24 protein-coding genes are annotated in these 24096 nt (G+C 49.4%); 8 read left to right on the forward strand and 16 right to left on the reverse strand.

Annotated elements, in window-relative coordinates; all coding sequences use genetic code 11:
* Positions 1 to 9 precede the first annotated feature (9 nt).
* From ACO0K3_RS02310 to ACO0K3_RS02325, 4 genes are all read left to right on the forward strand, one after another.
* Positions 10 to 912, forward strand: coding sequence for an SDR family oxidoreductase (locus tag ACO0K3_RS02310; RefSeq protein ID WP_422981495.1), 903 nt, complete (start codon positions 10 to 12; stop codon positions 910 to 912).
* A gap of 305 nt (positions 913 to 1217) precedes the next feature.
* Positions 1218 to 2114, forward strand: a complete 897-nt coding sequence (locus ACO0K3_RS02315) for an alpha/beta fold hydrolase (protein ID WP_422981497.1) — start codon at positions 1218 to 1220, stop codon at positions 2112 to 2114.
* Between the two features lies 1 nt (position 2115).
* The gene (locus ACO0K3_RS02320; protein ID WP_422981499.1) at positions 2116 to 2550 is read left to right on the forward strand and encodes an acyl-CoA thioesterase; all 435 of its coding nucleotides are present in this window, start codon (positions 2116 to 2118) and stop codon (positions 2548 to 2550) included.
* A gap of 7 nt (positions 2551 to 2557) precedes the next feature.
* A complete protein-coding gene (locus ACO0K3_RS02325; RefSeq protein ID WP_422981501.1) occupies positions 2558 to 3037 on the forward strand; it encodes a GNAT family N-acetyltransferase in 480 nt (159 codons plus the stop codon).
* A 33-nt stretch (positions 3038 to 3070) separates the two neighbouring features.
* On the opposite strand, the gene ACO0K3_RS02330 is transcribed toward ACO0K3_RS02325, so the two are convergent.
* The 5 genes from ACO0K3_RS02330 to ACO0K3_RS02350 form a co-directional block, all read right to left on the reverse strand.
* A complete protein-coding gene (locus ACO0K3_RS02330) occupies positions 3071 to 3436 on the reverse strand; it encodes a VOC family protein (RefSeq protein ID WP_422981503.1) in 366 nt (121 codons plus the stop codon).
* Between the two features lie 101 nt (positions 3437 to 3537).
* On the reverse strand, positions 3538 to 3861 hold the full coding sequence (locus tag ACO0K3_RS02335; RefSeq protein WP_422981505.1) for an Mpo1-like protein: 324 nt from the start codon (positions 3859 to 3861) through the stop codon (positions 3538 to 3540).
* Between the two features lie 65 nt (positions 3862 to 3926).
* Complete coding sequence (locus tag ACO0K3_RS02340; RefSeq protein WP_422981507.1) at positions 3927 to 4538, reverse strand: LysE family translocator; 612 nt, start codon at positions 4536 to 4538, stop codon at positions 3927 to 3929.
* 307 nt (positions 4539 to 4845) lie between these two features.
* Positions 4846 to 5652 carry an alpha/beta fold hydrolase gene (locus ACO0K3_RS02345; protein WP_422981509.1) on the reverse strand — a complete coding sequence of 269 codons (807 nt, stop codon included), beginning with the start codon at positions 5650 to 5652 and terminating at the stop codon, positions 4846 to 4848.
* 1 nt (position 5653) lies between these two features.
* Positions 5654 to 6964 carry an O-acetylhomoserine aminocarboxypropyltransferase gene (locus ACO0K3_RS02350; RefSeq protein ID WP_422981511.1) on the reverse strand — a complete coding sequence of 437 codons (1311 nt, stop codon included), beginning with the start codon at positions 6962 to 6964 and terminating at the stop codon, positions 5654 to 5656.
* A gap of 368 nt (positions 6965 to 7332) precedes the next feature.
* On the opposite strand from ACO0K3_RS02350, the gene ACO0K3_RS02355 reads away from it, so the two are divergent.
* Both ACO0K3_RS02355 and ACO0K3_RS02360 read left to right on the forward strand, forming a co-directional pair.
* Complete coding sequence (locus tag ACO0K3_RS02355) at positions 7333 to 7782, forward strand: CBS domain-containing protein (protein WP_422956842.1); 450 nt, start codon at positions 7333 to 7335, stop codon at positions 7780 to 7782.
* A 248-nt stretch (positions 7783 to 8030) separates the two neighbouring features.
* Entirely contained in the window at positions 8031 to 9035 is a 1005-nt protein-coding gene (locus tag ACO0K3_RS02360) for an NAD(P)/FAD-dependent oxidoreductase (protein ID WP_422981513.1), read from the forward strand.
* A gap of 164 nt (positions 9036 to 9199) precedes the next feature.
* On the opposite strand, the gene ACO0K3_RS02365 is transcribed toward ACO0K3_RS02360, so the two are convergent.
* The 5 genes from ACO0K3_RS02365 to ACO0K3_RS02385 all read right to left on the reverse strand — a co-directional run bounded on the left by ACO0K3_RS02365 (position 9200) and on the right by ACO0K3_RS02385 (position 14897).
* Complete coding sequence (locus ACO0K3_RS02365) at positions 9200 to 9676, reverse strand: cupin domain-containing protein (RefSeq protein ID WP_422981515.1); 477 nt, start codon at positions 9674 to 9676, stop codon at positions 9200 to 9202.
* An 83-nt stretch (positions 9677 to 9759) separates the two neighbouring features.
* Positions 9760 to 11553, reverse strand: a complete 1794-nt coding sequence (locus tag ACO0K3_RS02370) for an ABC transporter ATP-binding protein (RefSeq protein ID WP_422981517.1) — start codon at positions 11551 to 11553, stop codon at positions 9760 to 9762.
* A gap of 158 nt (positions 11554 to 11711) precedes the next feature.
* On the reverse strand, positions 11712 to 13247 hold the full coding sequence (gene lysS / locus ACO0K3_RS02375) for a lysine--tRNA ligase (RefSeq protein ID WP_422981519.1): 1536 nt from the start codon (positions 13245 to 13247) through the stop codon (positions 11712 to 11714).
* Between the two features lie 92 nt (positions 13248 to 13339).
* A protein-coding gene (gene prfB / locus ACO0K3_RS02380; protein WP_422981521.1) for a peptide chain release factor 2 occupies positions 13340 to 14444 on the reverse strand; the annotation gives its coding sequence in 2 pieces (ribosomal slippage) (positions 13340 to 14362 and positions 14364 to 14444; 1104 coding nt in all).
* Positions 14445 to 14606: 162 nt separating this feature from the next.
* Positions 14607 to 14897 carry a hypothetical protein gene (locus tag ACO0K3_RS02385; protein ID WP_422961811.1) on the reverse strand — a complete coding sequence of 97 codons (291 nt, stop codon included), beginning with the start codon at positions 14895 to 14897 and terminating at the stop codon, positions 14607 to 14609.
* Between the two features lie 280 nt (positions 14898 to 15177).
* Between ACO0K3_RS02385 and ACO0K3_RS02390 the strand changes: the two genes are divergently transcribed.
* Positions 15178 to 15813: a DUF4124 domain-containing protein gene (locus tag ACO0K3_RS02390; protein ID WP_422981523.1), complete on the forward strand. Its 636-nt coding sequence runs from the start codon at positions 15178 to 15180 to the stop codon at positions 15811 to 15813.
* Between the two features lie 51 nt (positions 15814 to 15864).
* On the opposite strand, the gene ACO0K3_RS02395 is transcribed toward ACO0K3_RS02390, so the two are convergent.
* The 4 genes from ACO0K3_RS02395 to ACO0K3_RS02410 all read right to left on the reverse strand — a co-directional run bounded on the left by ACO0K3_RS02395 (position 15865) and on the right by ACO0K3_RS02410 (position 20190).
* Positions 15865 to 18084 carry a YgiQ family radical SAM protein gene (locus tag ACO0K3_RS02395; RefSeq protein WP_422982099.1) on the reverse strand — a complete coding sequence of 740 codons (2220 nt, stop codon included), beginning with the start codon at positions 18082 to 18084 and terminating at the stop codon, positions 15865 to 15867.
* 383 nt (positions 18085 to 18467) lie between these two features.
* Complete coding sequence (locus ACO0K3_RS02400; RefSeq protein WP_422981525.1) at positions 18468 to 19082, reverse strand: pyridoxamine 5'-phosphate oxidase family protein; 615 nt, start codon at positions 19080 to 19082, stop codon at positions 18468 to 18470.
* Between the two features lie 2 nt (positions 19083 to 19084).
* Positions 19085 to 19549, reverse strand: a complete 465-nt coding sequence (locus ACO0K3_RS02405; protein WP_422981527.1) for a DUF1348 family protein — start codon at positions 19547 to 19549, stop codon at positions 19085 to 19087.
* Positions 19550 to 19647: 98 nt separating this feature from the next.
* Entirely contained in the window at positions 19648 to 20190 is a 543-nt protein-coding gene (locus ACO0K3_RS02410; RefSeq protein WP_422981529.1) for a carboxymuconolactone decarboxylase family protein, read from the reverse strand.
* 136 nt (positions 20191 to 20326) lie between these two features.
* On the opposite strand from ACO0K3_RS02410, the gene ACO0K3_RS02415 reads away from it, so the two are divergent.
* Positions 20327 to 21232 carry a LysR family transcriptional regulator gene (locus ACO0K3_RS02415; protein ID WP_422981531.1) on the forward strand — a complete coding sequence of 302 codons (906 nt, stop codon included), beginning with the start codon at positions 20327 to 20329 and terminating at the stop codon, positions 21230 to 21232.
* Positions 21233 to 21257: 25 nt separating this feature from the next.
* On the opposite strand, the gene recJ is transcribed toward ACO0K3_RS02415, so the two are convergent.
* Positions 21258 to 22946, reverse strand: coding sequence for a single-stranded-DNA-specific exonuclease RecJ (recJ, locus tag ACO0K3_RS02420; protein WP_422981533.1), 1689 nt, complete (start codon positions 22944 to 22946; stop codon positions 21258 to 21260).
* The gene (locus ACO0K3_RS02425; RefSeq protein ID WP_422981535.1) at positions 22943 to 24010 is read right to left on the reverse strand and encodes a hypothetical protein; all 1068 of its coding nucleotides are present in this window, start codon (positions 24008 to 24010) and stop codon (positions 22943 to 22945) included. Before ACO0K3_RS02425 ends, recJ begins: the two co-directional genes overlap by 4 nt.
* Between the last annotated feature and the right edge of the window lie 86 nt (positions 24011 to 24096).

Raw genomic sequence — 24096 nt, forward strand, 5'->3', positions numbered from 1 at the left:
GAGATCTCTATGAAAAATTTTCAAAACAAAGTTGCAGTAATTACCGGTGGTGGCAGTGGTTTTGGTCGCGAATTCGCTTTGATCGGTGCCAAACTCGGTATGAAACTGGTGCTCGCCGATGTTCAGCAAGACGCGCTCGACAAAGTGAAGGCAGAAGTCGAAGCGCTTGGCGCCCAAGTCTTAATTCAGCGTTGTGATGTGCGTCATGCCGCCGAGGTACAGGCACTAGCCGACGCAACGATGGAAAAATTTGGTGCCGTGCATCTGGTCTTCAATAATGCCGGTGTCGGCTCTGGCGGTTTGATTTGGGAGAATACTCAGGCTGACTGGGAATGGGTATTGGGCGTTAATCTGTGGGGTGTGATTCATGGTGTACGCATCTTTACACCCCTGATGCTGGCATGTGCCAAAACGGATCCGGATTATGAAGGGCATATCGTGAATACCGCATCAATGGCAGGCTTATTAAATGCGCCAACGATGGGCGTCTACAATGTCTCTAAACACGCCGTTGTCTCGCTGTCGGAAACTTTGTTTCAGGATCTGAGTCTGGTCGAGGCACCGATTGGTGCATCGGTCCTTTGCCCGTATTTTGTACCGACAGGCATCAGTCAATCGCAGCGTAATCGTCCTGATGACGTGCAGGCTTCCGCGCCAACGGCCAGCCAGCGCGCATCACAAGCGATGTCCGATAAAGCTGTGTCATCAGGCAAAGTCACTGCAGCAGAAGTCGCGGAAAAAACATTTAAAGCGATCAGCGATGGACAGTTCTATATCTACTCGCATCCCGCCGCTTTAGGTAATGTGCAAGAACGCATGGAGGACATCATCACGCAACGTAATCCTGGTGACCCGTATAAAGCTGCGCCTCATATCCGCGATATGCTGCGTGCCCGACTTAAAGCGGAATAATACGTTGCCATCCTTAGAAAATTTATATACTCCTATCTAGTATTTTTATCACTGCCAATAAAAATATGCGGTAAAGGCACATTATTTAATAATTGGTGAGGGAGTATATGGTTTCCTTGGAGGGTAAGGTAATTCAGGTTTGTCCGAAAAAGCGTGGCTAGGCCTCAGTAAATGTGATCAGGTGTGCGCTCAAGACAAGACAGAGCACTTGAAAAATCCGTCTGAATAAACAGGGAGCGCATCACGCTGTAGCCTGAATTAACGCCACAATATCGTTCAACAACAACGTCATAAAGCAGAGTCCTATGCATTCACTTATTCAGTCGAATCAATTTGCCGCGCTCAGTAACGGAACACGTCTGCATTATGCAAGTGCGGGCAATGTGGGTAAGCCGCTACTGTTATTTGTTCATGGCTTTCCTGAGTTTTGGTATGAATGGGCGGCGCAGCTGGAGGAGTTCGGGCGAGATTATTTTGCTGTTGCACCAGACCTGCGCGGCTTTAATTTATCTGATATGCCGACTGATCTGGCTGCCTACAAGGCCAAACACATCGTCGATGATCTGCGGCTATTGATAGAGCATTTAGGCTATGAAAAAGCGACTATCGTGGCGCATGACTGGGGTGGTGCGATCTGCTGGAATTTTGCGATTGCCTTACCGCAGATGCTGGAAAAACTCATCATCATCAACTCGCCGCATCCGTACTTGTTTATGCAGGCACTCAGTAGCAATACGTCCCAAAAATCAGCGAGCGAATACATGAATTGGCTGCGCGCCGAGGGTTCCGAGACTGCTCTGGCTAAAGATAATTTTGCTTTGATCGAAGGATTTTTTAATGGCATGGGGCAGCCACCAGCTGCGTGGTTCGACACCGCAACGCGGGCCAGATACCATGAGTGCTGGTCACGCGGTTTGCGAGGTGGCGTTAATTATTACCGTGCTTCACCTTTACATCCACCGACAGACACCAATCAAGGACCATTAAAGCTGCAACTGAAGCCTGAGGATTTTCATGTCAAGGTGCCAGTCCGGGTGATCTGGGGTGAGAACGATAAAGCGCTGCCAAAAACCTTGCTCGATGGCCTAGAAAATTTCATCCCCGATCTGCAAGTGATCCGTATCCCGGAAGGCAGTCACTGGATCATTCATGAACAACCTGCTCGCATCAACCAACTGATACGCGGCTTCCTGGATAATTGATATGGCACGACAGAATTTTGCCTTCTTCCATTCTCTGCGGGTGCGCTGGGCAGAGGTTGATATGCAGGGTATCGTTTTTAACGGTCATTACCTGACCTATTTCGATGTTGCGTTCACCGAATACTGGCGCGCTACTGGTTTGCCGAACGCCTTATTGCAGGCAAGCGAAGGGAGAGAATTATTTGCCCGCAAAGCGACTATCGAATACATGGCGCCAGCGCGGTTTGATGATGTGCTGGATATTGGCGTACGTTGTGCTGCAATTGGCAACTCTTCGATGCGATTTATCGTCGAGATTTTTATTGGTGATGACCATTTGATTTCGGGCGAATTGTGCTATGTCTATGCGGATACCAAGGTACGTAAAGGAGTTGCCGTTCCGGCTCAATGGCGTGCGATAATTTCAGATCTCGAAACCCATAAGCCTGCGCTTTAACGCCATCATGACAAGCACTACGACGAGCACCACCGATGCACACAGCAACAATGTCGGCACGAATACCCTGAAGATCACACTTGGCTCCTGGGCCGATCTGCAAAAGGACGCGCAAGCGATACGCTACGACGTCTTTGTGATCGAGCAAAATATTCCTGCTGAGTTGGAGTGGGATGACATGGATGCGCAATGCCTGCACGCCGTTGCCTATGATGCGGCTGGCGCAGCGCTAGGCACAGGACGCTTGCTGCCGGATGGCCATATCGGTCGTATGGCAGTACGCAAATCCGCACGTGGTCTGGGCGTCGGGGCAGCAATTTTGCAAAGCCTGATGCAGCAGGCACGCCAGCGCGGCGATCAGGCCGTCAAGCTAAATGCGCAAATTTCAGCGGAGTCATTCTACAGCGCCAACGGCTATAGCCGCGACGGTGAGATATTTGAGGAAGCGGGCATTCCGCATATCAGTATGACGCATCAGTTTTTTTGATCGTGCCAGGCTGGTATGCAGATTGTGCTCAGCTTATCTGACATTAGCGGCGATAAAATGTGGATTTTCAATAATTCCAAGGCGGTTGCCAAACGGGTCCTGTACGGCACCGACTTTAATCCCGCCGCCAACATCGGTGACCTGGTCGAGCACAATTGCACCATGACTCAGTAGCTGCGCCATCGCATCAACTGCATCTGCGACACCCCACAAGGCTTGTGGGCCACTGGTTCCCGGTACACCATCCGGTATGAGGCCCAGCTCAAAACCACCGACAGAAAATCCCACATAAAAAACTTCATCGAAATATGGTTTGACACCCAAGACTTGCTCATACCAGTGCTTAGCTTGAGTAAGATCGCTAACGGGATAAATAGCAGTGCGCAGACCTAATAGCATAGAGATTCCTTTCTAATAAATGACATTGATCAAATTACTCTCAACATGATTACTGCACCGATCTCTCTGAGGAAGTTTATTTTGTAATCAGATTAATCGCCTCAGTTCGCCTGAAAACCAATCTTCCCTGTCAGTAACTGCCAATACATCACCCAATCGCCCATGAGTGAATACAGCGGTTGTTTGAATGAAGCCGGCTTATTTTTTTCAAAACCAAAATGACCTATCCAGGCGAAACCATAACCGCAGACCGGTGCGGTGACCAGCCATATTCCAGCGCTCGTAATAAAAAATGACGCCAGACAAACCAGAACCAGCGTCGAGCCAATGAAGTGTAACCGGCGACATGTAGGATGGCGATGTTCGGTCAGGTAGAACGGATAAAACTCGGCAAAGCTATTGTACTTTGTGTGTTTGATATTCATCCTTGTCTCCTACTGTGAATGATATACATGCTTAAATGGTGATCCAACTCTGACCGGCGCCCGAATCAAACTATCGCCACTAATACCCCAGCGATCAATACAAAGCTGCCTGCAATGCGCTCAGTAATGACGCTGTATTTAGGCTGCGTGGCCCAATGGCTGGCTTTGTTTGCCAGCATGCCATAGCCAAGCAAAATAAAAAATTCAGGAATCATCGAGCAGGCCGCGAGTACGATCATTTGCAAGGCGATCGGCTTCTGCGGATCAATGAACTGCGGCAGGATCGCAACAAAGCCGAGCATCGCCTTGGGATTCGTCATCTGTAGCATCAGGGCGCCTGTAAAAATCCGTTGGCCACTTTGTGAGGTGCCATCCATGCTGCTCAGCGTGATTGGCGAAGGTTTGCCAAATATCGCAGATAAACCGAGATACACCAGATATGCCGCTCCGAGATATTTAATCGCCATAAACAGCTTGGGCGACGCCAAAATAACCGAGCCTATTCCGGTCGCTGAAATGAGGAAAAATAGTGCATTGCCAGTCAGGATGCCGAGCGTGACAAATAAGGACATGCGCCAGCCGCGTGCGATACCGCAGGCTACGACCATCATGACAGCAGGGCCAGGTGACAGAGAAAGCGCCGCCTCAGTTGCGGTGAAGAGTAACCAGTTTTCCATTTATTTATTCAGATCTATTATTTTTTAAGTTTGTCTTCAAAACTTATTTTTAAAACGCATTGCTATCAGCGTGTTTGCGCCCTTCTGTTTTGACACTTCCTTGAATGCTTTTTCGCACAAATGGGGGCAGGGTGAACGCTTTTATAATTGGTACGCAGCGACCTCAAGCCAAAATCAAAACACAAAATTTGATTCCGCTAATTTTTAGAAATTAATTGACGCATTCTATTCGCGCAGTCCTTCACTCACTCCAACCAAAGTCCGCTCCCGCGTGCGGGAGAGCGGTTCATCAGTCGCCAGCGAGTAATCAGGATGTTGCGAAGTCAAACAGCGCTTGTAATACGGTATCGCTTTGCTCTGCCATCAGTGAATGTCCGCAATTATCGATCAGCGTTGTCTTGCTATGAGCAATGGCTGTGCGCAAAGTGCTGGTCGTTTTCGGTGGCGTCATCATGTCTTTTTTGCCTAGTAAAAACAGCGTCGGACATGTGGCTGCCTGCGCTGCCTGCTCACCATTGGTGTACGCATTACATGCAGAAAAATCGGTATAAAACACTTTGGCAGGATTGATTTTAGAAATGCGCTGCATCAGACGCTGGCTGCCGCCCATGACATAAAATCCGGGTCCAGGGCAAGACGGCTTGTGCGCAATCGTGCTGTGCGACCAGATGTTGACCATATCAATCGCAGTTTGCTCTTCGTCGCGCGCGGCGTTGAGTAAGGTATCCGATACTTTCATCGGATAAGCAGTGCCGACTAGCGCTAATTTGCTGACACGGGCTGGCGCACGTGCGCTGGTTTCTAATGCGATCAGTGAGCCCATGCTGTGACCGATCAGGCAGGCTTGCTGTACACCTGCCGCATCCAGCAAGGCGATCAGCCAGTCCGCCATCTGTTCAATACTGCTCAGTGCATCACCTTTGCTGCGGCCGTGTCCGGGCAAGTCAACGGCAAGTACATTAAAACCATGATGGGCAAAATAGCGGGTCTGCAATATCCAGACCGAATGATCGTTCTGTGCACCGTGAATAAATACGGCAGTGAGCAACGCAGGATTGAAGTTTTTACCGCCGGTGTAGCAATACGCAGGATGTCCATGAACGTTTAACAGCATCTCAGGCTCCTTTCTGCGCAGCTTTGAGACCACGGGCCAGATCGTCGATCAGGTCGTCGACATTCTCCAGTCCTATCGATAAACGCATAGTGCCCTCGGTGATGCCGGATGCCGCCAATTGCTCTGCCGGAACGCGAAAATGGGTTGTGGAGGCAGGGTGAATCACCAGCGATTTGGCATCGCCGACATTCGCCAGATGCGAGAACAGCGTCAGTGATTCAACAAAGCGCTGGCCCGCAGCGCGATTGCCTTTGATGCTGAACGAGAATACGGCACCGCAACCTTTTGGCAATAAGGTCTTGGCGAGTTCGTAATCCGGATGTGACTCCAGCTCGGGATACGATACCGATTCGACCGCTGGATGAGCGACCAGATATTCGACGACTTTACGTGTATTTGCGACATGCCGGTCCATGCGCAGGCCTAGTGTTTCTATACCTTGCAAAATCGCGAAGGCATTATGCGGACTCATTACGGCGCCAAAGTCGCGTAAACCTTCACGCCGTGCGCGCAGCGAAAACGGAGCAATCGTCGATTCTTCTGAAAACACCATGCCATGGAAGCCGTCATAGGGTTCGCACAGTTCGCCGAAGCGTCCGGTTTTTTCATACGCTTCTTGCCAGTCAAAGGTGCCGCCATCGACCAGCAAGCCACCGATCGCGGTGCCGTGCCCGCACAGGAACTTGGTCGCGGAATGAAACACCAGATCGGCACCATGATCAAACGGGCGCAACAGATACGGCGTGGTGAAGGTAGAGTCCAGCATCAGCGGGAGATAATTATCATGAGCAATCTCAGCAACTGCGGAAATATTCAAAACATCCAGACTCGGATTGCCCAGCGTTTCGGCAAACAGTACCTTGGTATTCGGGCGGATTGCCGCTTTCCAGGCATTCAGATCACGTGGATCGACAAACGTGGTCTCAATGCCAAAGCGTTTCATGGTGTAAGCCAGCAAGTTTTGCGAACCGCCATACAATGCTCGTGAGGCGACCACATGCGAGCCTGCCCCGGCGATTGTTGCCAGTCCCAAATGCATTGCAGCCTGACCGCTGGCAACGGCAATCCCCGCGACACCGCCTTCTAGCGCGGCGATGCGCTCTTCCAGTACGGCATTGGTCGGATTAGAGATGCGTGAATATACATGGCCCGCCCGCTCCATATTGAACAGAGAGGCTGCGTGGTCAGAGTCTTTAAAAACAAACGAAGAAGTCAGATAAATCGGGGTGGCGCGCGCGCCGGTTGTCGGATCAGGTGCTGCACCGGCATGCAGCGAAAGGGTATCAAAACCGAGGTATTTAGGGCCGCTCATTGTGATGTTATTCTCTTAATTTCAATAGGGTAATGCTACCATTCTTCATAGCGCTAAATAAGGGGCTAGAGTGTAATTCCATCAAATAGCATGACTTCTCTGTCGCGACCATCACAGATGATATGACCGCGGGTAATCCGATAGACGTGCCGCGTGTGAATGTCATGCAAATCGGGTGCGTATGCAGCGTAGCGATATTTTCATGTGATTTAGTTCATCGCTTTGCTGGATTTTTTGCAAGGCTTGCGATACATTGAACACATAACATCAAATGTGCCATCAGGAAAGCAACGAAACTGAAAGCAGGCCAAACAAATTGATGAGGCTGGCACCTAGCGAAATCAGGTAGTGACAAAGAGGAGAGCAATATGAAAGTCTCGGAAATTCTTCAAGTAAAAGGCAACATCCTATATACCATCACCCCGGATACGTCGATCATTGATGCCGTTGGTGTCATGGAAGAAAAAGATATCGGTTCCCTGGTTGTGATGGAATACGGCGATCTGTCCGGCATTCTGACCTTTCGCGAAGTGATCCGTGCGATACACAATAATAAGGGCTCGCTTGGCGCTGGCACCGTACGCAAGTACATGGATGATCATCCGCTGACCGTCACACCAGAGACCGAAGTTAATGAAGTACGCCGCATGATGCTGGAGAAACATTCTCGCTATCTGCCTGTCATGGACGCAAAAACCTTACTAGGCGTGATTTCCTTCTACGATGTCGCCAGAGCCGTTCTGGAAGCGCAAAGTTTCGAGAATAAGATGCTCAAAGCCTATATCCGTGACTGGCCGGTTGAAGAGCAGGAAGAATAAAATGTCCTTGCCTATGGCAGTACCAGACTTGATCAAGAAAAAAAAGATCGGCAATCCGGTCTGAGACGACGCCTGCAGGCATATTTCTGCAGGCGTTTTTGTTTTGGGCTGGCAGATATTCAGAGCGCGGCATGACTTACCTTCGGCACATCGGACATCGCCACGCCCTGACGAGTAATCAACTAGCTGTAGTTGACAATCATAATCAATCATCGACGTCACCAATAACAACTGAAAAGGAATTACCTATGCAAATCGCCGTTGTTGGAGCAGGATTAGCAGGACTCACTGTCGCACGTCAGTTGCAGTCCCAGGGGCACCATGTCACCGTCTACGAAAAAAGCCGAGGAGTCAGCGGTCGTATGAGCACCCGCGTGACCGAACTTGGTGGTTTTGATCATGGCGCACAATACTTCACGACCAATTCAGATCGTTTTAAAAAAGAAGTCGCCGACTGGCGCAAGCTCGGCTGGGTCGTGCCATGGGAAAGCAAGCTCGTGACGCTCGATCACGGAATCACGAAAGCCGCTGGCAGCACGGGCAAGCGCTTTGTGCCAGTGCCAGGCATGAGCTCGCTAGGTAAGCAACTCGCGCACGGATTAGATGTTCGCACCGAACAGCAAGTCGTCGCCATTCAGGCCTTTGACCAACAATGGCTGCTCTCAGTGAAATCAGATGAAGTCGCCATCCCGGCATCGGCCGGCCCTTTCGATATCGTCATCCTGGCAATTCCCCCTGAGCAGGCAACACCTTTACTCGAAGTCGTACCTGCGATGGCAAAACAAGCCGCCGGGCAAAAACTTGCGCCATGCTGGACCCTGATGCTTGGCTTTCAGACCGAGCTCAATCTCGGTTATGACGGCGCCTGGGTCAACAACTCCCGCCTTGGCTGGATTGCACGCGATACCGCCAAACCATCCCACCGTGCCGGTGAGCGCTGGGTCTGTCATGCAACTCCGGAATGGAGTGTTGAACATCTGGAAGATGATGCGGAACGTGTCAAAGAAAAACTGTCCAAAGCTTTTCATGAGTCTACCGGCTCACCAATTCAGGCCATCCACGCAGTAGCCCACCGCTGGCGTTATTCGCAAGCGACCAAGCCACTGGCAGAAGATTGCCTGTGGAACGCCAAACAAGGAATAGGCGTCTGCGGAGACTGGTTCGCTGCCGGTCTGGACGGCAGTGGCAGGGTAGAAAATGCGTTTCTGAGCGCTCTGGCTTTAGCCGCACAGGTCAGTAAAGCTAAAAAATAAGAAAAATAGGGGAGTATAGGTAAAAACAATACTCCATCCGCACTGTTTTCGTAGGGGTTTGAAAATAGTGGGGTGGAGTATCGTTAATTGCGATAAATTGTGAAAGAGGGCATTGATTGTGCTGATGCCCGCTGTGCCGGCGTGGCGTTGTGGCTTGCTAGTTGTTAGTTGCTTAAACGCGCAAACCAGCGTGCCAGTCGTCCAGGGTTGTAAAGCGTCCAGGTTTTGCGTATTCCCCCTTGAGGCACATGCCATAAAGCCGTTGTGCCCGCACGAAAAAATGCGGTGTCACCTGCTCTGAGGGTAAAGCGTTTACCCAGATAGTCGATGTCAACGCCGCCACTCAGTACATATATCGACTCATCGAGTTGATAATGCCATTCAAACGTCGATGGACCGTCTGCTTCAAAGATCCCAGAGCTTGAGCTACCATCCGCCGCCTTTGAAAATTCCACTGCTTTAAAATTAGGCTGACCTGACTTGACCCAACTGGCATCGACCTCGAACGGCTGTACCGGCAAGCTGACGGTGCTGCTGCTCGCCGGAGCTACGTGTAGCACATAGGTCGCTGCGCCGTAGATCATGACGCCAATAAGGCCGGCGAGAATGCCTGCAATGCCGTATTTGATTGATGTAGTCATACTGTCAAAACCCGTTATAAAAAATTGACATCGATTTTAGCATTCGCATTTGTCTGGCAGTGCAACATCATTGGCTGATCGTTTTATTGATTAGCGATGAGGCGTTCACCAGTTTGCAGTCGCCACAGAGACGCGTAACCGCCATTGAGTGCCAGCAGTTGTTCATGCGTGCCACTTTCGACGATTTGTCCCGACTCGAGAAGATAGATGCAGTCGGCTTGTCTGACAGTTGAGAGACGATGTGCAATCACAATCGTTGTGCGGTTACGGCTGACGACGTCGAGGCTGCGCTGTATTGCCGCTTCGGTCTCATTATCTACGGCGCTGGTTGCTTCATCGAGAATCAGGATAGGCGGATTTTTTAAAATTGCGCGCGCCAGAGCGAGTCGCTGACGCTGACCTCCGGAGAGTTTTTGCCCGCGTTCGCCAATACGGGTAGCAAAACCCAGGGGGAGTTTCTGAATGAATTCCGTTGCTTCGGCGGCTTGGGCTGCATCAGCAATAGCTTGCTCAGAGACGTCGCTCAGACCGTAAGCGATATTCTCTGCAATCGTGCCATCGGTTAAAAAACTATCTTGCGCAACATAGCCAATAGCGCGACGCAGATCTTGTAAGTTGATGTCGTTAATTGCCTGTCCATCGAGACTGATGCTGCCTGATTGTGATTCGTAAAAGCGCAGCAAGAGCTTGACCAGTGTTGATTTGCCCGAGCCGGTGGAGCCGACAAAGGCGACGGTTTTTCCGGCAGGGATCGTCAGATTGATATCGCTTAATGTTGCCGTCTCCGCATAAGAAAATCCTACATGGTTAAAGTGCAGCTCTCCCTTAACCTGCTGCGGTGACAGGTGCGTCCCCTCATATGCGATCTTGATCGGTGTATTCAATAAGTTCATCGCCCGGTCAATCGCGGACATCGAACGTTGATACATATCGGCGACTTCCGCCAATCCCGTGAGCGGCCACAATAATCGCTGGGTCAAAAACACCAGCACAGAATAAGCACCGACAGCGAGTTCGCCATGTAGGGTCAGCCAGCCACCGTAGACCAGTGTTGCGGTGAAGCCAGCCAGAATCGCCATCCGGATGACCGGTGTAATCGCGGAGCTGATGGCGATTGCGCGTCCATTGGCGCTGCGATAGGCGTCGCTGGCTTGTGCGATGTGTTTGCTTTCAAAATGTTCAGTTGCAAAAGCCTTGATCGTTGCGAGACCGAGTAAATTATTATTCAATCGTGCGCTAACATCACCGGCAGCTTCACGTACTTCTGCGTAGCGTGGTGCGAGACGTTTCTGAAACCAAAAAGCCCCGATCAGGATTGCCGGTACGGGTAGCAAGGAAATAATTGCCAGGGAAGGTTGTAGAGCAAAGAACACCGCGCTAACCATGATGGATGAGCAGATGACCTGGATAATTTGATTGGCACCGCCGTTTAAGAAGCGCTCCATCTGATTGATATCCTCGTTCAGGATCGACATCAGGTTGCCTGTGCGTTGATTTTCAAAATAGGCCATTTCGAGTTTTTGCACGTGGCTGTAAGTATCGAGGCGCAAATCATGCTGAAGATTTTGCGCGAGCTTACGCCATTTCAGGGAGAGCAAATATTCAAACCAGGATTCGCCGCCCCAGATCACAACGTTTAACACACCAAGTAACAGTAACTGATGCCAGGTATCGGTAATGCCAAAGCCACCGAGCACTTTTTTCGCCAGAAAACTTTTATCCCCATTGACGACAATATCAACGGCGACACCAATTAACACCTCTGGTAGTACATCGAAAAATTTATTCAGAATCGAGTAAAGCGTCGCCAGTCGAAAATCACGGCGATACGATTGTGCATAACTCAGTAGTTTTTTCAGGGGATGGGTAGCTTGCATGTAATTGGGTCGGTGATGTGAGTATGGAGGCGAACTTGTTATGAGCGTTGGTCAGATTGGAGTGCAAACGAACACGAATAAGCACAAACAAGTACAAATAAAAAAGGGACTGTAAATTTTACAGTCCCTATGGGATTTACGTTGATGGGCCGAGCGAATTAATCTTCACGACGTAAATGCGGGAATAAGATCACGTCACGGATATTCGGTGAGTCGGTGATCAGCATCATCAGACGATCAATGCCAATGCCACAGCCGCCTGTCGGAGGCAGACCGTACTCCAGCGCACGAATATAATCCGCATCGTAGTACATCGCTTCCTCGTCGCCTGCATCTTTGGCGGCAACCTGCGCCTGGAAGCGTGCTGCCTGATCTTCTGCATCGTTCAGCTCGGAGAAACCATTAGCGATTTCACGACCGGTCATGAATAACTCAAAACGTTCCGTGATGCCTGCAACGGTGTCTGACGCACGCGCCAATGGAGAGACTTCGACTGGATAGTCAATGATGTAAGTTGGCTCCCATAACTGCGCCTCTGCCGTTTCTTCAAATAAGGCTAGCTGCAAGGCGCCCAGACCCGCTGTCGCAAACGGTTTTACACCAAATTTCAATAATTCAGCTTTGATAAAGCCGGCGTCATGCAATTGTTCCTGCGTGTAGTGTGGCGCGTATTTGTTAATGGCACCGACGATGGTCAAACGCTGAAATGGCTTGCTCAGATCGAGTTCTTTGCCCTGGTAAGTCAGAACGGCTGTACCATGCGCGTCTTCTGCCGCTTTGCGTATCACTTGTTCCGTAAAGTCCATCAGCCATTTGTAATCGACATAGGCTGCGTAAAATTCCATCATCGTGAATTCTGGATTATGACGTGGTGATACTCCTTCATTACGGAAGTTACGGTTGACTTCAAATACGCGGTCAAATCCGCCAACAACAAGGCGCTTCAGATACAGTTCAGGCGCGATACGCAAATACATTTGCATATCTAGCGCATTGTGATGAGTGATGAAGGGCTTGGCTGCTGCACCGCCTGGAATTACGTGCAGCATCGGTGTTTCGACTTCCATGAACTCATTGCTATTCATGAAGTTGCGGATCGAGGTCATCGCCGCAGTACGTGCTTTAAAGGTACGACGCGTGTCTTCGCTCATGATCAGATCAACATAGCGCTGACGGTATTTTGTCTCTTGATTTGCCAGGCCATGAAATTTATCCGGCAGAGGGCGCAGCGATTTCGTCAGCAGGCGCAATGTCGTTACTTTGACCGTCAGTTCGTCAGTTTTTGTCTTGAACAAAACACCTTCAATACCAAGAATGTCGCCCAGATCATAATGACGGAAGGCTTCCATTTCGGCTTCACCGGTTTTGTCCGTTGTGATGTACAGCTGAATGCGGCCATCAGCCTTGATACCTGAGGCATCTTGCAAGGTGGCGAATGCGGCTTTTTTACCGGCTTCGCGCTTGAGCATCATACGGCCAGCTACACTGACGGTAATATTCAGTTCTTCTAACTGTTCACGGGTAGTTTCGCCATATTGTGCCTGCAAGGCTGCAGCTTTATGCTGCGGGCGGAAATCATTCGGAAAAGCGATACCTTGTGCGCGAATCGCATCGAGTTTAGCGCGACGTTCGGTGATGATGGAGTTTTCATCCACCACGGGTTCTGCTGCTGCGTTATTTATTTGGTCTGACATGAAATTTCTCTCGATGTAGTAATTACTTCGGATAATAAGATCGGTTCTTTTGAGTCGTCGTTCGTTTGATGCCGAATCCGGCTCGTAATTATTTAAACGCCTTGCTTCAATGAGGCGGCGATAAAGTCATCCAGGTCACCGTCGAGTACCGCTTTGGTATTTCCCATTTCGAAGTTGGTGCGCAAATCTTTAATACGGGATTGATCCAGTACATAGGAGCGAATCTGATGGCCCCAGCCGACGTCGGTTTTGGTGTCTTCCAGATTTTGTTTTTCGCTCATGCGCTTGCGTAATTCGAGTTCAAATAATTTCGCTTTTAACATTTCCCAGGCTTCAGCGCGATTGCGATGCTGACTGCGATCGTTTTGACATTGAACTACGATACCTGATGGGCCATGCGTCAAACGGACGGCGGAATCTGTTTTATTAATATGCTGACCACCGGCACCGGATGCGCGGTAAGTGTCGACCCGAACATCCGCCGGATTGATATCAATCTCGAAGGATTCATCGACTTCCGGATACACGAATAAGCTGGAAAACGAAGTGTGGCGGCCATTCGCAGAATCAAACGGCGACTTGCGCACCAGACGATGCACGCCGGTTTCGGTACGCAGGAAGCCATACGCATATTCGCCTTCCACTTTGAGTGTTGCGGTTTTGATGCCCGCTACCTCGCCATCAGATTGTTCCAGGATTTCGACCTTGAAGCCTTTGCGTTCGCAATAGCGCAGGTATTGACGCAATAACATGGACGCCCAATCCTGGGCTTCTGTGCCGCCGGCACCGGCCTGGATGTCGATGAAGCAGTTGTTGGGATCCATGGGATTGTTGAACATCCGGCGGAATTCCATGCCTTCGACCAGACCTTTTAATATCTGTGCATCGACCTCAATGGCTTCCAGCGTGTTTTCATCGTCCTCTTCACGCGCCATCGCAAAAATTTCATTCGCGTCTTTAAGGTCGGTATCGATTTTCGTCAGCGTATGGACGATGGCTTCGAGCGATTTTTTCTCTTTGCCTAATTCTTGCGCACGTTTCGGTTCTTCCCAGATTTTGGGATCTTCGAGTTCGGCGTTGACTTGCTCTAGTTTCTCTGACTTGACATCGAAGTCAAAGATACCTCCGAAGTTCGGCTTCGCGCGTCGTCAGATCGGCGAGCAGGGCGGACAGGCTATTAAGGCGTTCGGCTTCCATATTTTTCTTCTATCGTATTTAAATCAAACCTTCGATTATACCCGAGCCTGGGGCGGTTCTGGATTTGGATTCAACTGAAAGCGGGGTAGATTTGCCGAGGAACGACGCTGTATTTCATCGGAAATACAGCGTTGGGAGAATGTTGAGAGGTCTTGTTGCAGATTACCAGACCGAGCTAACGTTGGTTGATTTGCTCTTGCGGTGACTTTCAAACCATTTTGCCAGGTGTTCTTTGAAGCACGTCGGGCAGATATGGTATTGCATTTGCTGTGATTGTCCTCCGCTCGGGAGGGATTCTTCTTCATACAATTGCACAGTGGTTGTGATTTTTTCGCTCTCCTTGGTGCTCCAGTTTTCATCCCAGCGGGACTCTGCGCCACAGACATCGCAGGTCAGCTTGTCAAACACCTCTTCTGTATGCTCAAGTATCAAAACCGTTTTCATATGTTTCATACGTGTCTCCTGGTGGTGGGCGCTGGAAGCGCAAGTGATGTTGATATACTCGACAGTCTCTGGTAGCAGACCTTAATGTTTTACACCAATTAATTTGTGATGTGCCATAGTTTTTAAAATCAGACATTCAGGACGTGATTGAGATAAGATTTTATTGACGGTTTGACTATTAAACTTTATGGTTATTAACTATTTTAGTGTGATTCCTGCTTAAAAAAGCAGTTTCTTTTTTGTTTTATCTTTGCGGTGTCTTACTGTGCGTTTGAGGTGATGGATTACTATGTCGGCCAAAAATATCAAAACAACTTTTACAGCTATCTTGTGTATGGCTGGGGGAGTTGTTTTTTTACACGCACAAGCAGAGATTTATACTTGTAAAGATGCTGCGGGCCGCACGTTAACTTCCGATAGTCCCATTCCCGAGTGTGCAAATCGCTCTATGTTTGTACGAAAGACGGTGACGCAGCCTCTCAAAGAAGTGCCGCGTCCCTTATCGGCCGAAGAACGTCGCAAAGCAGATGCCGAAGAGGAAGCTCAAAAGAAGGAAGCGCAACTTGAAGAGCAGAGAAAAAAAGAAGAACTCTATCTTTTAGCAAACTTCAGGACAGAAGCAGATATTGAGGCTGCCCGCCAGCGCGCCATCGCCAGTGTGAAAGAAAAAATCCGCGTCAATAATGAGCAACTGAAAGATATTGGCCTGATACAGGCTGATCTTCAAAATGTGCAACAACGCGGAGGCAAAAAATCGGCAGAAGAGAATGCCGACTTACAAAGACGTGCAAGTCAATTGGCATCGGCGATTAAAAGCGCCAAATTGAGTAACGAAAAATATGAGGCCGAGCAAGCGCATATTAATACGCAATACGATGAGATACTGAAACGGTATCGTGAAGTAGTTCAAAAACGCAAAAGATGAAGTCACCCTGATTTGGGCGACTTATTCGATGTTCGTTGTGCTAGCCGTAATTTACTTGCGACCGGCCTTGCTAGTTGCCGGTTTTGCCTTGGCTGAGCGGAATGCCAGTGCAGGACGTGCGCTTGCTGGCGAGCTGGCAACAGGTTTTCCCGGCGTGGCACGTCCAACGGCATTTTTGCCAAAGGTATTCATTTTAGGTGCCGCTACGCGACGACCATTGTTAATGCCTTTGTCGACGACGGGAACGACCGGTGCGCGAGGTGGAATTAAATGACGTTCGCTACTGCCAATCAAGTCTCCGCGCCCCATGCGCAACAAGCCCTCTTTAACGATCTCCCAATTTTCCGGTGCCTGATAACGTAATAGCGCTTTATGGAATTTACGAATTTTTCCGGAGCGTGCGGTTTCTACTATCTCTGAATTTTCGTCGATCTTTTTCAAAGGATTTTTGCGCGTATGGTACATCGTGGTTGCCAGCGCCATAGGTGTCGGCATAAAGGTCTGTACCTGATCCAATTTGAAATCGTTTTTCTTCAACCATAGCGCCAGATTGACCATATCCTCATCTGTGGTACCTGGATGAGCCGCGATGAAATAAGGAATCAAGTATTGTTCTTTACCTGCTTCTTTTGAATATTTCTGGAACATCGCCTTGAATTCATCGTAGGCACCGATGCCGGGCTTCATCATTTTCGACAAAGTATTGGCTTCAGTATGTTCAGGTGCGATCTTTAGCAAGCCACCAACGTGATGGGTGACCAGTTCTTTCACATACTCTGGCGATCGTACAGCAAGGTCATACCGCAGGCCAGAGCTGATTAATATTTTTTTCACCCCAGGAACTGCACGTGCCTTACGGTAAAGCGAAATTAGTTTGCTATGGTCCGTCCCGAGATTGCTGCAAATACCAGGGTAGACGCAGGACAAGCGGCGGCAGGATTCTTCGATTTTTTTATCTTTGCAAGCCAGACGATACATGTTGGCAGTCGGGCCACCCATGTCGGAAATCGTGCCAGTAAAGCCTTTCGTCTTATCGCGAATTTCTTCAATTTCGCGCAAGATGGAAGGCTCAGAACGACTCTGGATAATCCTGCCCTCATGTTCTGTGATTGAGCAGAAGGTACAACCGCCGAAGCAGCCGCGCATGATGTTGATGGAAAAACGGATCATTTCCCAAGCGGGGATACGTGCTTTGCCATAGCTAGGATGTGGTGCTCGTGCGTAAGCGCGATCAAATACGCCGTCCATCTCATCCATTGCCAGAGGCAGCGGTGGCGGATTCAACCATACATCGCGGTCGCCGTGTGCTTGTATCAGCGATTTTGCATTTCCGGGATTAGCTTCTAGATGGAAAACGCGGGAGGCATGAGCGTACATGACCGGATCTTCTGATACCGATTCATAGGAAGGCAGGCGAATCGCTGTCTTGTGCAGCTTTTCTTGCAGCATGGCTTGCCGCTCTTCGCGACTCATGATGCGTATGGCTTGTGCTTGCACGACGTCTTGAGGTGGTGCTGTTTCTGTTACCTGTCCGGATGTTTTGTCAGCAATTTTGGTTTCGCAAGACGAGGCATTTTCCGGTGCCATGTAATACGGATCCAGATGGGCTTCGATTTTGCCCGGCGTATCTACGCGGGTTGAATTGATTTCTGTCCAATCCGGGGAGGGCATCCAGCCGCGAGGCACCATGAATGCAGTGCCGCGCAGATCTCGGATTTCTTTGATCGATTCGCCTGCTGCAAGGCGATGCGTCAGATCAACCAAAGCGCGCTCGGCATTGCCGAATAAGAGAATATCGGCTTTTGAGTCTGGCAATACTGAGCGTTTTACTTTGTCCGACCAATAATCGTAATGCGCAATCCGGCGCAAACTTGCCTCGATACTGCCAATCACGACACTCACGCCAGGGAAGGCTTCGCGCACGCGCTGTGAATACACGACGACTGCACGGTCGGGACGCTTGTTTGGATCGCCATCAGGGGTGTATGCATCCTCTGAGCGGATTTTACGATCTGCCGTATAGCGATTTACCATCGAATCCATATTGCCGGCAGTAATGCCAAAGTACAGATTTGGCTTACCCAAGACGCGGAATGCATCAGCAGATTGCCAGTCTGGCTGGCTAATAATCCCCACGCGAAAACCTTGTTGCTCCAGCAAACGTCCAACCAGCGCCATGCCAAAACTTGGATGGTCGATATAGGCGTCACCAGTCACTAAAATCACGTCACAGCTATCCCAGCCCAAGGCATCCATTTCCGCACGCGACATCGGTAAAAAAGGAGCGGCCTTCGCACCGCCAACATCAGGGCGGAAACGGGGAAAGGAGAAGAGATTTTTTGGCACGGTTTTCATGGGCGCGATTGTACCTGAAATGGCGGTTTTATGTGCTAACACCTTGAATTTTCTGGGTATTTCTTGGAATTCGATAGTTTTATAATTTATTTTTTTGTGTTGAACGTTTTTGCTGGGAATGCCAAAGCTGGGAACCCAACTGGCATCCTCGTCCTGCGTTCTTACATTCAGGATGCCCGTCGCGGCAATGAGGCAATGAGTATATTTCGGCGTCATGCCCCGTCTTGGGCTAGCAAATAGCTTGATTCTCGCCAAATAAGGTTTGCCAGCCAAATGCAGTGAGTCGTATCTCTAATTTATTAAATGTTTTTTAATCGATGAATTTCCAGTTCTAGCATTTTTATCCGTTGATCACGTTCCTTTAGCGCCTCATGAACATCGGCGGCGTCAAAACGCATTGGAATATGCTGATGGCAATTGGCGTCCCATGCTTTCACTGAAAATAAAAATACACGTTCTGCACGTGCCTTATATCCAGTAGGAGTCAAGCTTGCAAGAAGCGCCGGATCATCTTCGATCATGCGCGCTTCACCCCATAGTTTAATTCTTTGTTGTTGGCGATAATCGATTAGAAATATGAAAGCTTTTTGGTTGTCGGATAAATTCCCTTGCGTTATGTATTGCCTGTTTCCAGCAAAATCGGCAAAACCGATAGTGTGTTCGTCCAATACCTGTAGAAAGCCTTCTGGTCCACCACGATGTTGTATATACGGCTGCCCATCGGCATTATTCGTGGCAAGAAAAATACTAGTCTGAGCCTCTATGAATGACTTGATTTCATCGGTAATGTTGGATGACCACCCGCTGCCACTCTCCATGCGAGCATAAGCTTGGCGTGAGCCATTACGTTGTTGTATTGCTTTTACTGTTGATGTGAACGCAATGTTACTAATGGGCTGGTTTTCACTGTGCATGTTTATAGTCCTAACGCAGTTAGAGAGGAGGTATCGTCTGGCCTGCGTCCTGGCGTCCAATGGAATAAGCGTTGTGAGCTATTAATTTTCAAGTCGTTGATGCTTGCGATACGTAATTTCATCAAACCGTCATGATCAAATTCCCAGTTCTCATTACCGTAACTGCGCATCCATTGACCGTCTGGATCAAGCCATTCATAGGCAAACCGTACCGCGATTCGGAATTCGCCATACGCCCACAGCTCTTTAGTCAGCCGATACTCACGTTCATGCAGCCATTTACGTGTCAAGAACGCTTCTATCTGGGCTCTGCCATTTATAAACTCTGTGCGGTTGCGCCACCGGGTATCTACGCTATAAGTTTGTGCAACCTTTGATGGATCACGAGAATTCCAGGCATCCTCAGCCATTCTGACTTTCTGTGTTGCGGTTTCTAAAGTAAAGGGTGACAATACGGGACGATTCATTGCAAACTCCGTGCGAAAGTGGGGTGGATAAGTGTCTCCGCCATTGTTGCAAGGTGTTGCCACAATGACGGATTAAACATTTGCAAGAGCGCAAACAATTAAAGTGCTGGTACAAGAGGGAAATCAATATCGGTTTTAGCAACTGAATTGATGTAATTAGTCCAGGTATTGAGCGCAACGTGTAAAACTATTTCGATTATTTGCGCGTCGTCATAACCAGCATCTTTGACAGTTTTTAGTGCAGCTTCATTGAGATGGCCTCGTTGCAATGTGACTTGAACAGCAAATTTGACTGCCGCATCGGCTTTGTTATCAAGTGAATATCCACGACGATTGGCAATGATTTCAGCATCTTCCAATTTAGACATATTTTTTGCCAAATAGCTGTGCACCGATAAGCAATAATTGCATTGATTTACTTCAGCGACAGCCAAAGCAATCCGCTCTCTGGTTCTTGCTGGCAAATTGCCTTTGCTTAATGCACCAGATAATCCAAGGTAGCCTTCTAATGCCGCTGGACTAGTCGAAACCAGACGAAATAAATTTGGAACAACACCTAATTGTTCCTGAACTGTTTGCAACATCATTTGCGATGCTGCAGGAGCGGTTTCAATGGATGAAGGGATGGGTAGCAAGGACATGATAATTTCTTTCAAAAGTGAGCGTCGGGATGACAGTGCATACTTTAGCAACTATCATTTAATAAGATAATTGGTGTATTTTGAGAATATTAATCTCAAAAAATGAAATCAACTATATCGAGAAATGAGGTGCTGTATGAGTGACAGGCTAGACGCGATGGCAGTTTTGATTGCAGTTGTCGATGCAGGTAGTTTTTCTGGTGCTGCGCGAAATTTAGGAATGCCTTTGGCAACTGTCAGTCGCAAGGTCAGCGACCTGGAGTCGCATTTGAATGCGCGTCTGCTTTTACGCTCCACCCGCAAGCTCACATTGACCGAGGCCGGGCAAATTTATCTCGTCGCTTGTCGTCGAATTTTAGAGGAGATTGGTGCTGCTGAACGTTTGGCTGCGGGGGAGTTTATTATGCCAAAAGGTGAACTGGTCATTACAGCGCCAGTCGTATTTGGTCGCCTGCACGTTTTGCCTGTGATTGCCGACTTCCTGCAACGTTATCCGGAAATCGATATTCGACTGATATTGGCAGATCGCACAATCCATTTACTCGAGGATCATGTTGATCTGGCATTGAGAATAGGAAATCTTCCTGACAGTGATTGGATAGCATATAACGTTGGCGAAATTCGGCTAGAGGTTTGTGCAAGTCCTGTTTATTTAGCTCAACATGGTAGTCCGTTGATGCCAGAGCAATTGCGTAACCACGACTGTATTACTTTTGACTCCTTGATGTCTGGCCGTAACTGGGTTTTCTCAAAGAACAAATCTGAGATAAGTATTGGTATTCACTCTCGATTGACAGTGAATACAGCAGAGGCGGCTATCGATGCGGCAATAGCCGGCGTTGGCTTAACGCGGGTACTGTCGTATCAAATTGAGGAGGCGAAGCGCCAAGGGCGCTTGCAGGTTGTGTTGGATGATTTTGATACAACAACATGGCCAGTAAATCTGGTTCATGCCGGACAGGGAATGCTGCCACTTAAGCTACGAGCTTTTATCGATTATGCAAAACCAGCCTTACAACAGCGATTGCTGACAAGCTCATAACTTCACAGCAGATAGCGCAAATAACTCACTCAATATGCTCGACCAGGAGCTGCACACGGGTAACCCCGTTGTAGGTATTCGCATCCAATCGAAATGCAACGCTGATGCGCTCTGGTAGGCTATCTGTATGGCCAAACCAGATGGCATCATAACGTTTGCCATTCTTCTCCAGTTCCATTTTTAGATGACGTTCTTTTAAAATTCGCTGGGAAATCAATTTAAAGTCATCGCAAAAAATCGGCGGTGCGAATCCTTGCCCCCAGACTTGCGCATCCATCAGGCTAATGAAATCGGTACTAAAATACGCATCCTCCAGCGGACCGTCGGTCTCCACGATGCGCTCTAGCTGATCTGCCTGAAGCCAGCTCTGCGCAACGGCCTCAAAAGCTTTTTGAAACGCATCAAAATTCTCGGCTCGCAGCGTCAAACCGGCAGCCATTGCATGACCGCCAAATTTCATGATCAGATTTGGCGCATGTTTGGACACCAGATCTAGTGCATCGCGCAGATGAAAGCCCGGGATCGACCTGCCTGAACCTTTAATAATGCCATCGTCGCCGGGAGCAAATGTAATGGTGGGACGATAAAATTTATCTTTAAGGCGTGAGGCGACAATGCCGATGACGCCCTGATGCCAGCTCTCGTCAAAAACGGTAATCGTATTGCTGGCAGCAGGTTGAAAATCATCAAGGTGGAGTAGGGCGACATCCTGCATCTCGCGCTCGATATCTTTACGGTCCGCGTTGATGCTATTGAGTTCTTGGGCAATATGCCAGGCGCGGCCCTCGTCATCCGTGGTCAGACATTCAATTCCTAAGGACATATCGGACAAGCGACCGGCGGCATTAATCCTGGGTCCTAAGGCAAAACCGAGATCGAACGGACTTGCCTGCTGCGGCTCGCGTCCCGCCACACGGAATAACGCGGCAATACCGGGATGCATGCGGCCTGCACGCATGCGCTTAATGCCTTGAGCAACCAGAATTCTGTTATTTGCATCGAGTTTGACCACATCGGCGACGGTACCGAGTGCGACCAGATCCAGCAGAGCGTCGAGTTTAGGCTGGTTTTGCTGATCAAATACGCCACGCTGACGTAACTCGGCGCGAAGTGCCAATAAGGTATAAAACATCACGCCAACGCCAGCCAGATTTTTACTGGGAAATCCACATCCTGGCTGATTCGGATTAACGATCACCGCCGCGTCAGGCAATGTGTCGGCGGGTAAGTGATGATCTGTGACAACGACGGCAATCCCTAGCGCATTCGCCGCTGCAACGCCGTCAATGCTGGCAATGCCGTTATCGACCGTGACGATGATATCCGGAGATTTTTCCTGGCGGGTCAGGGTGACGATTTCTGGCGTTAAACCATAGCCGTGGATTTGTCTGTCAGGCACGATGTAATCCACATGAGCTCCCATCATGCGCAGACCACGCAGACCGACTGCGCACGCGGTAGCGCCATCGCAGTCATAGTCGGCGACGATACACATTTTTTTACCAGCGGCGATGGCATCAGCGAGATAAATGGCGGCTTGCCGGACATGCAGTAACTGATCCGGTGTAATCAATTGCGGCAATTCACTACGTAGTTCTGAGACGTCCTTGACGCCGCGCGCGGCATACAGGCGAGCCAGCACAGGGTGAATGCCACTCTGGCGCAGCATTTCGGAATCGCGGAATGAATAGGGGCGGGTGCTGATGCGTGTCATGCTGTCTTTGCTGTGGAGCTGATCGGGAGTGCGAATAGGGGCTGTAGAGAATTTTTGCGCCAGAATTTTTTCAGTGACCATGGTGTCACAGAGAATTGGGTCAATAAGCTGGCATCGCTGACTGTCAAAACCAGTCGATCCAGCTCCCTGGAGCGCAAAGCGGCAGCAGCAGGGGCAAACCAGTCCTGTTCCAATATGCGCATCTGCGTCAGCCATTCTGCCCAGTCACTATTGAGAGCTGGTTCGAGTAAATGATCGAGAATAATCCGTTGATTCTTGTCTGTTGCAGTTTCTTTAAAATGAGCGGGTCCGTCTGTTATGGTCGGTAGCGTCATTGCTTGCGTGCTGCCACCTGACAGCCAGACGGAATTAACTGACTTATGCCCCTGGCTCTCACGTTCTTCATTGACCGGATGGCTATGCCATTGCATCTGGATTTCATTTTGCAACTTACGCCAGGCGCGTTCTTGCGTTCCCTTTGGCATCCAGATGTCGACATTGTGACCGCAGGCGGCATCAGGAGTAGCCGTGCACATGTCCTGCCAGTCGTCTGCGCGCAAAAACCAATGTTGCGCATCACCGTATATCAGTGTTTTACCCAACTCAGCGCAAATCAGTTCGGCATCCCTGAAAAGAAGGCGGGCATCTGACTCCGATAACACCAAGCGCCGGCGATCGGTTAATACCAGATGATCACGTGCGATATGGATATGTACCGGATGCAGCGTGAACCAGAGTCCCTGATCTACCGTCAAACCCAGAGCGCGCATTTTGTTATGCGTGTCTTTGGGACTGCTGCGTTGATTATCCGGTTGATTGCTTACAATCTCTTGCAAATTCAAAAGGTCTCCCGCAGTATCTGTGCGGCTTTCCATGGCAAAATGCCCTGCGAGCGCCGTCTCATGCGGGAGCCGCCTGGAAAAGTCTTCAAATACCTTGGTTGTGCCGAGTGTTGCTTTTCCTATCAAGCTACTGTAGCCAGGGACGGTTAATTCTCGTTGCAAATCCTTGGCTAAGGGGGCAGGCGGAATCGCGAAGGGTAAAATAATTTCTAAATAGCTCATAGCATCATTGTATGGCAAGATGCACGCTGTTCTGAATCTTCGTGTGAATGTTGGTCTGAGCCTGGTCTATCGTTGGTCTCACTTCA

Origin of the sequence: Undibacterium sp. Rencai35W (genome assembly GCF_049340185.1) — a bacterium.
Classification (GTDB): domain Bacteria; phylum Pseudomonadota; class Gammaproteobacteria; order Burkholderiales; family Burkholderiaceae_D; genus Undibacterium.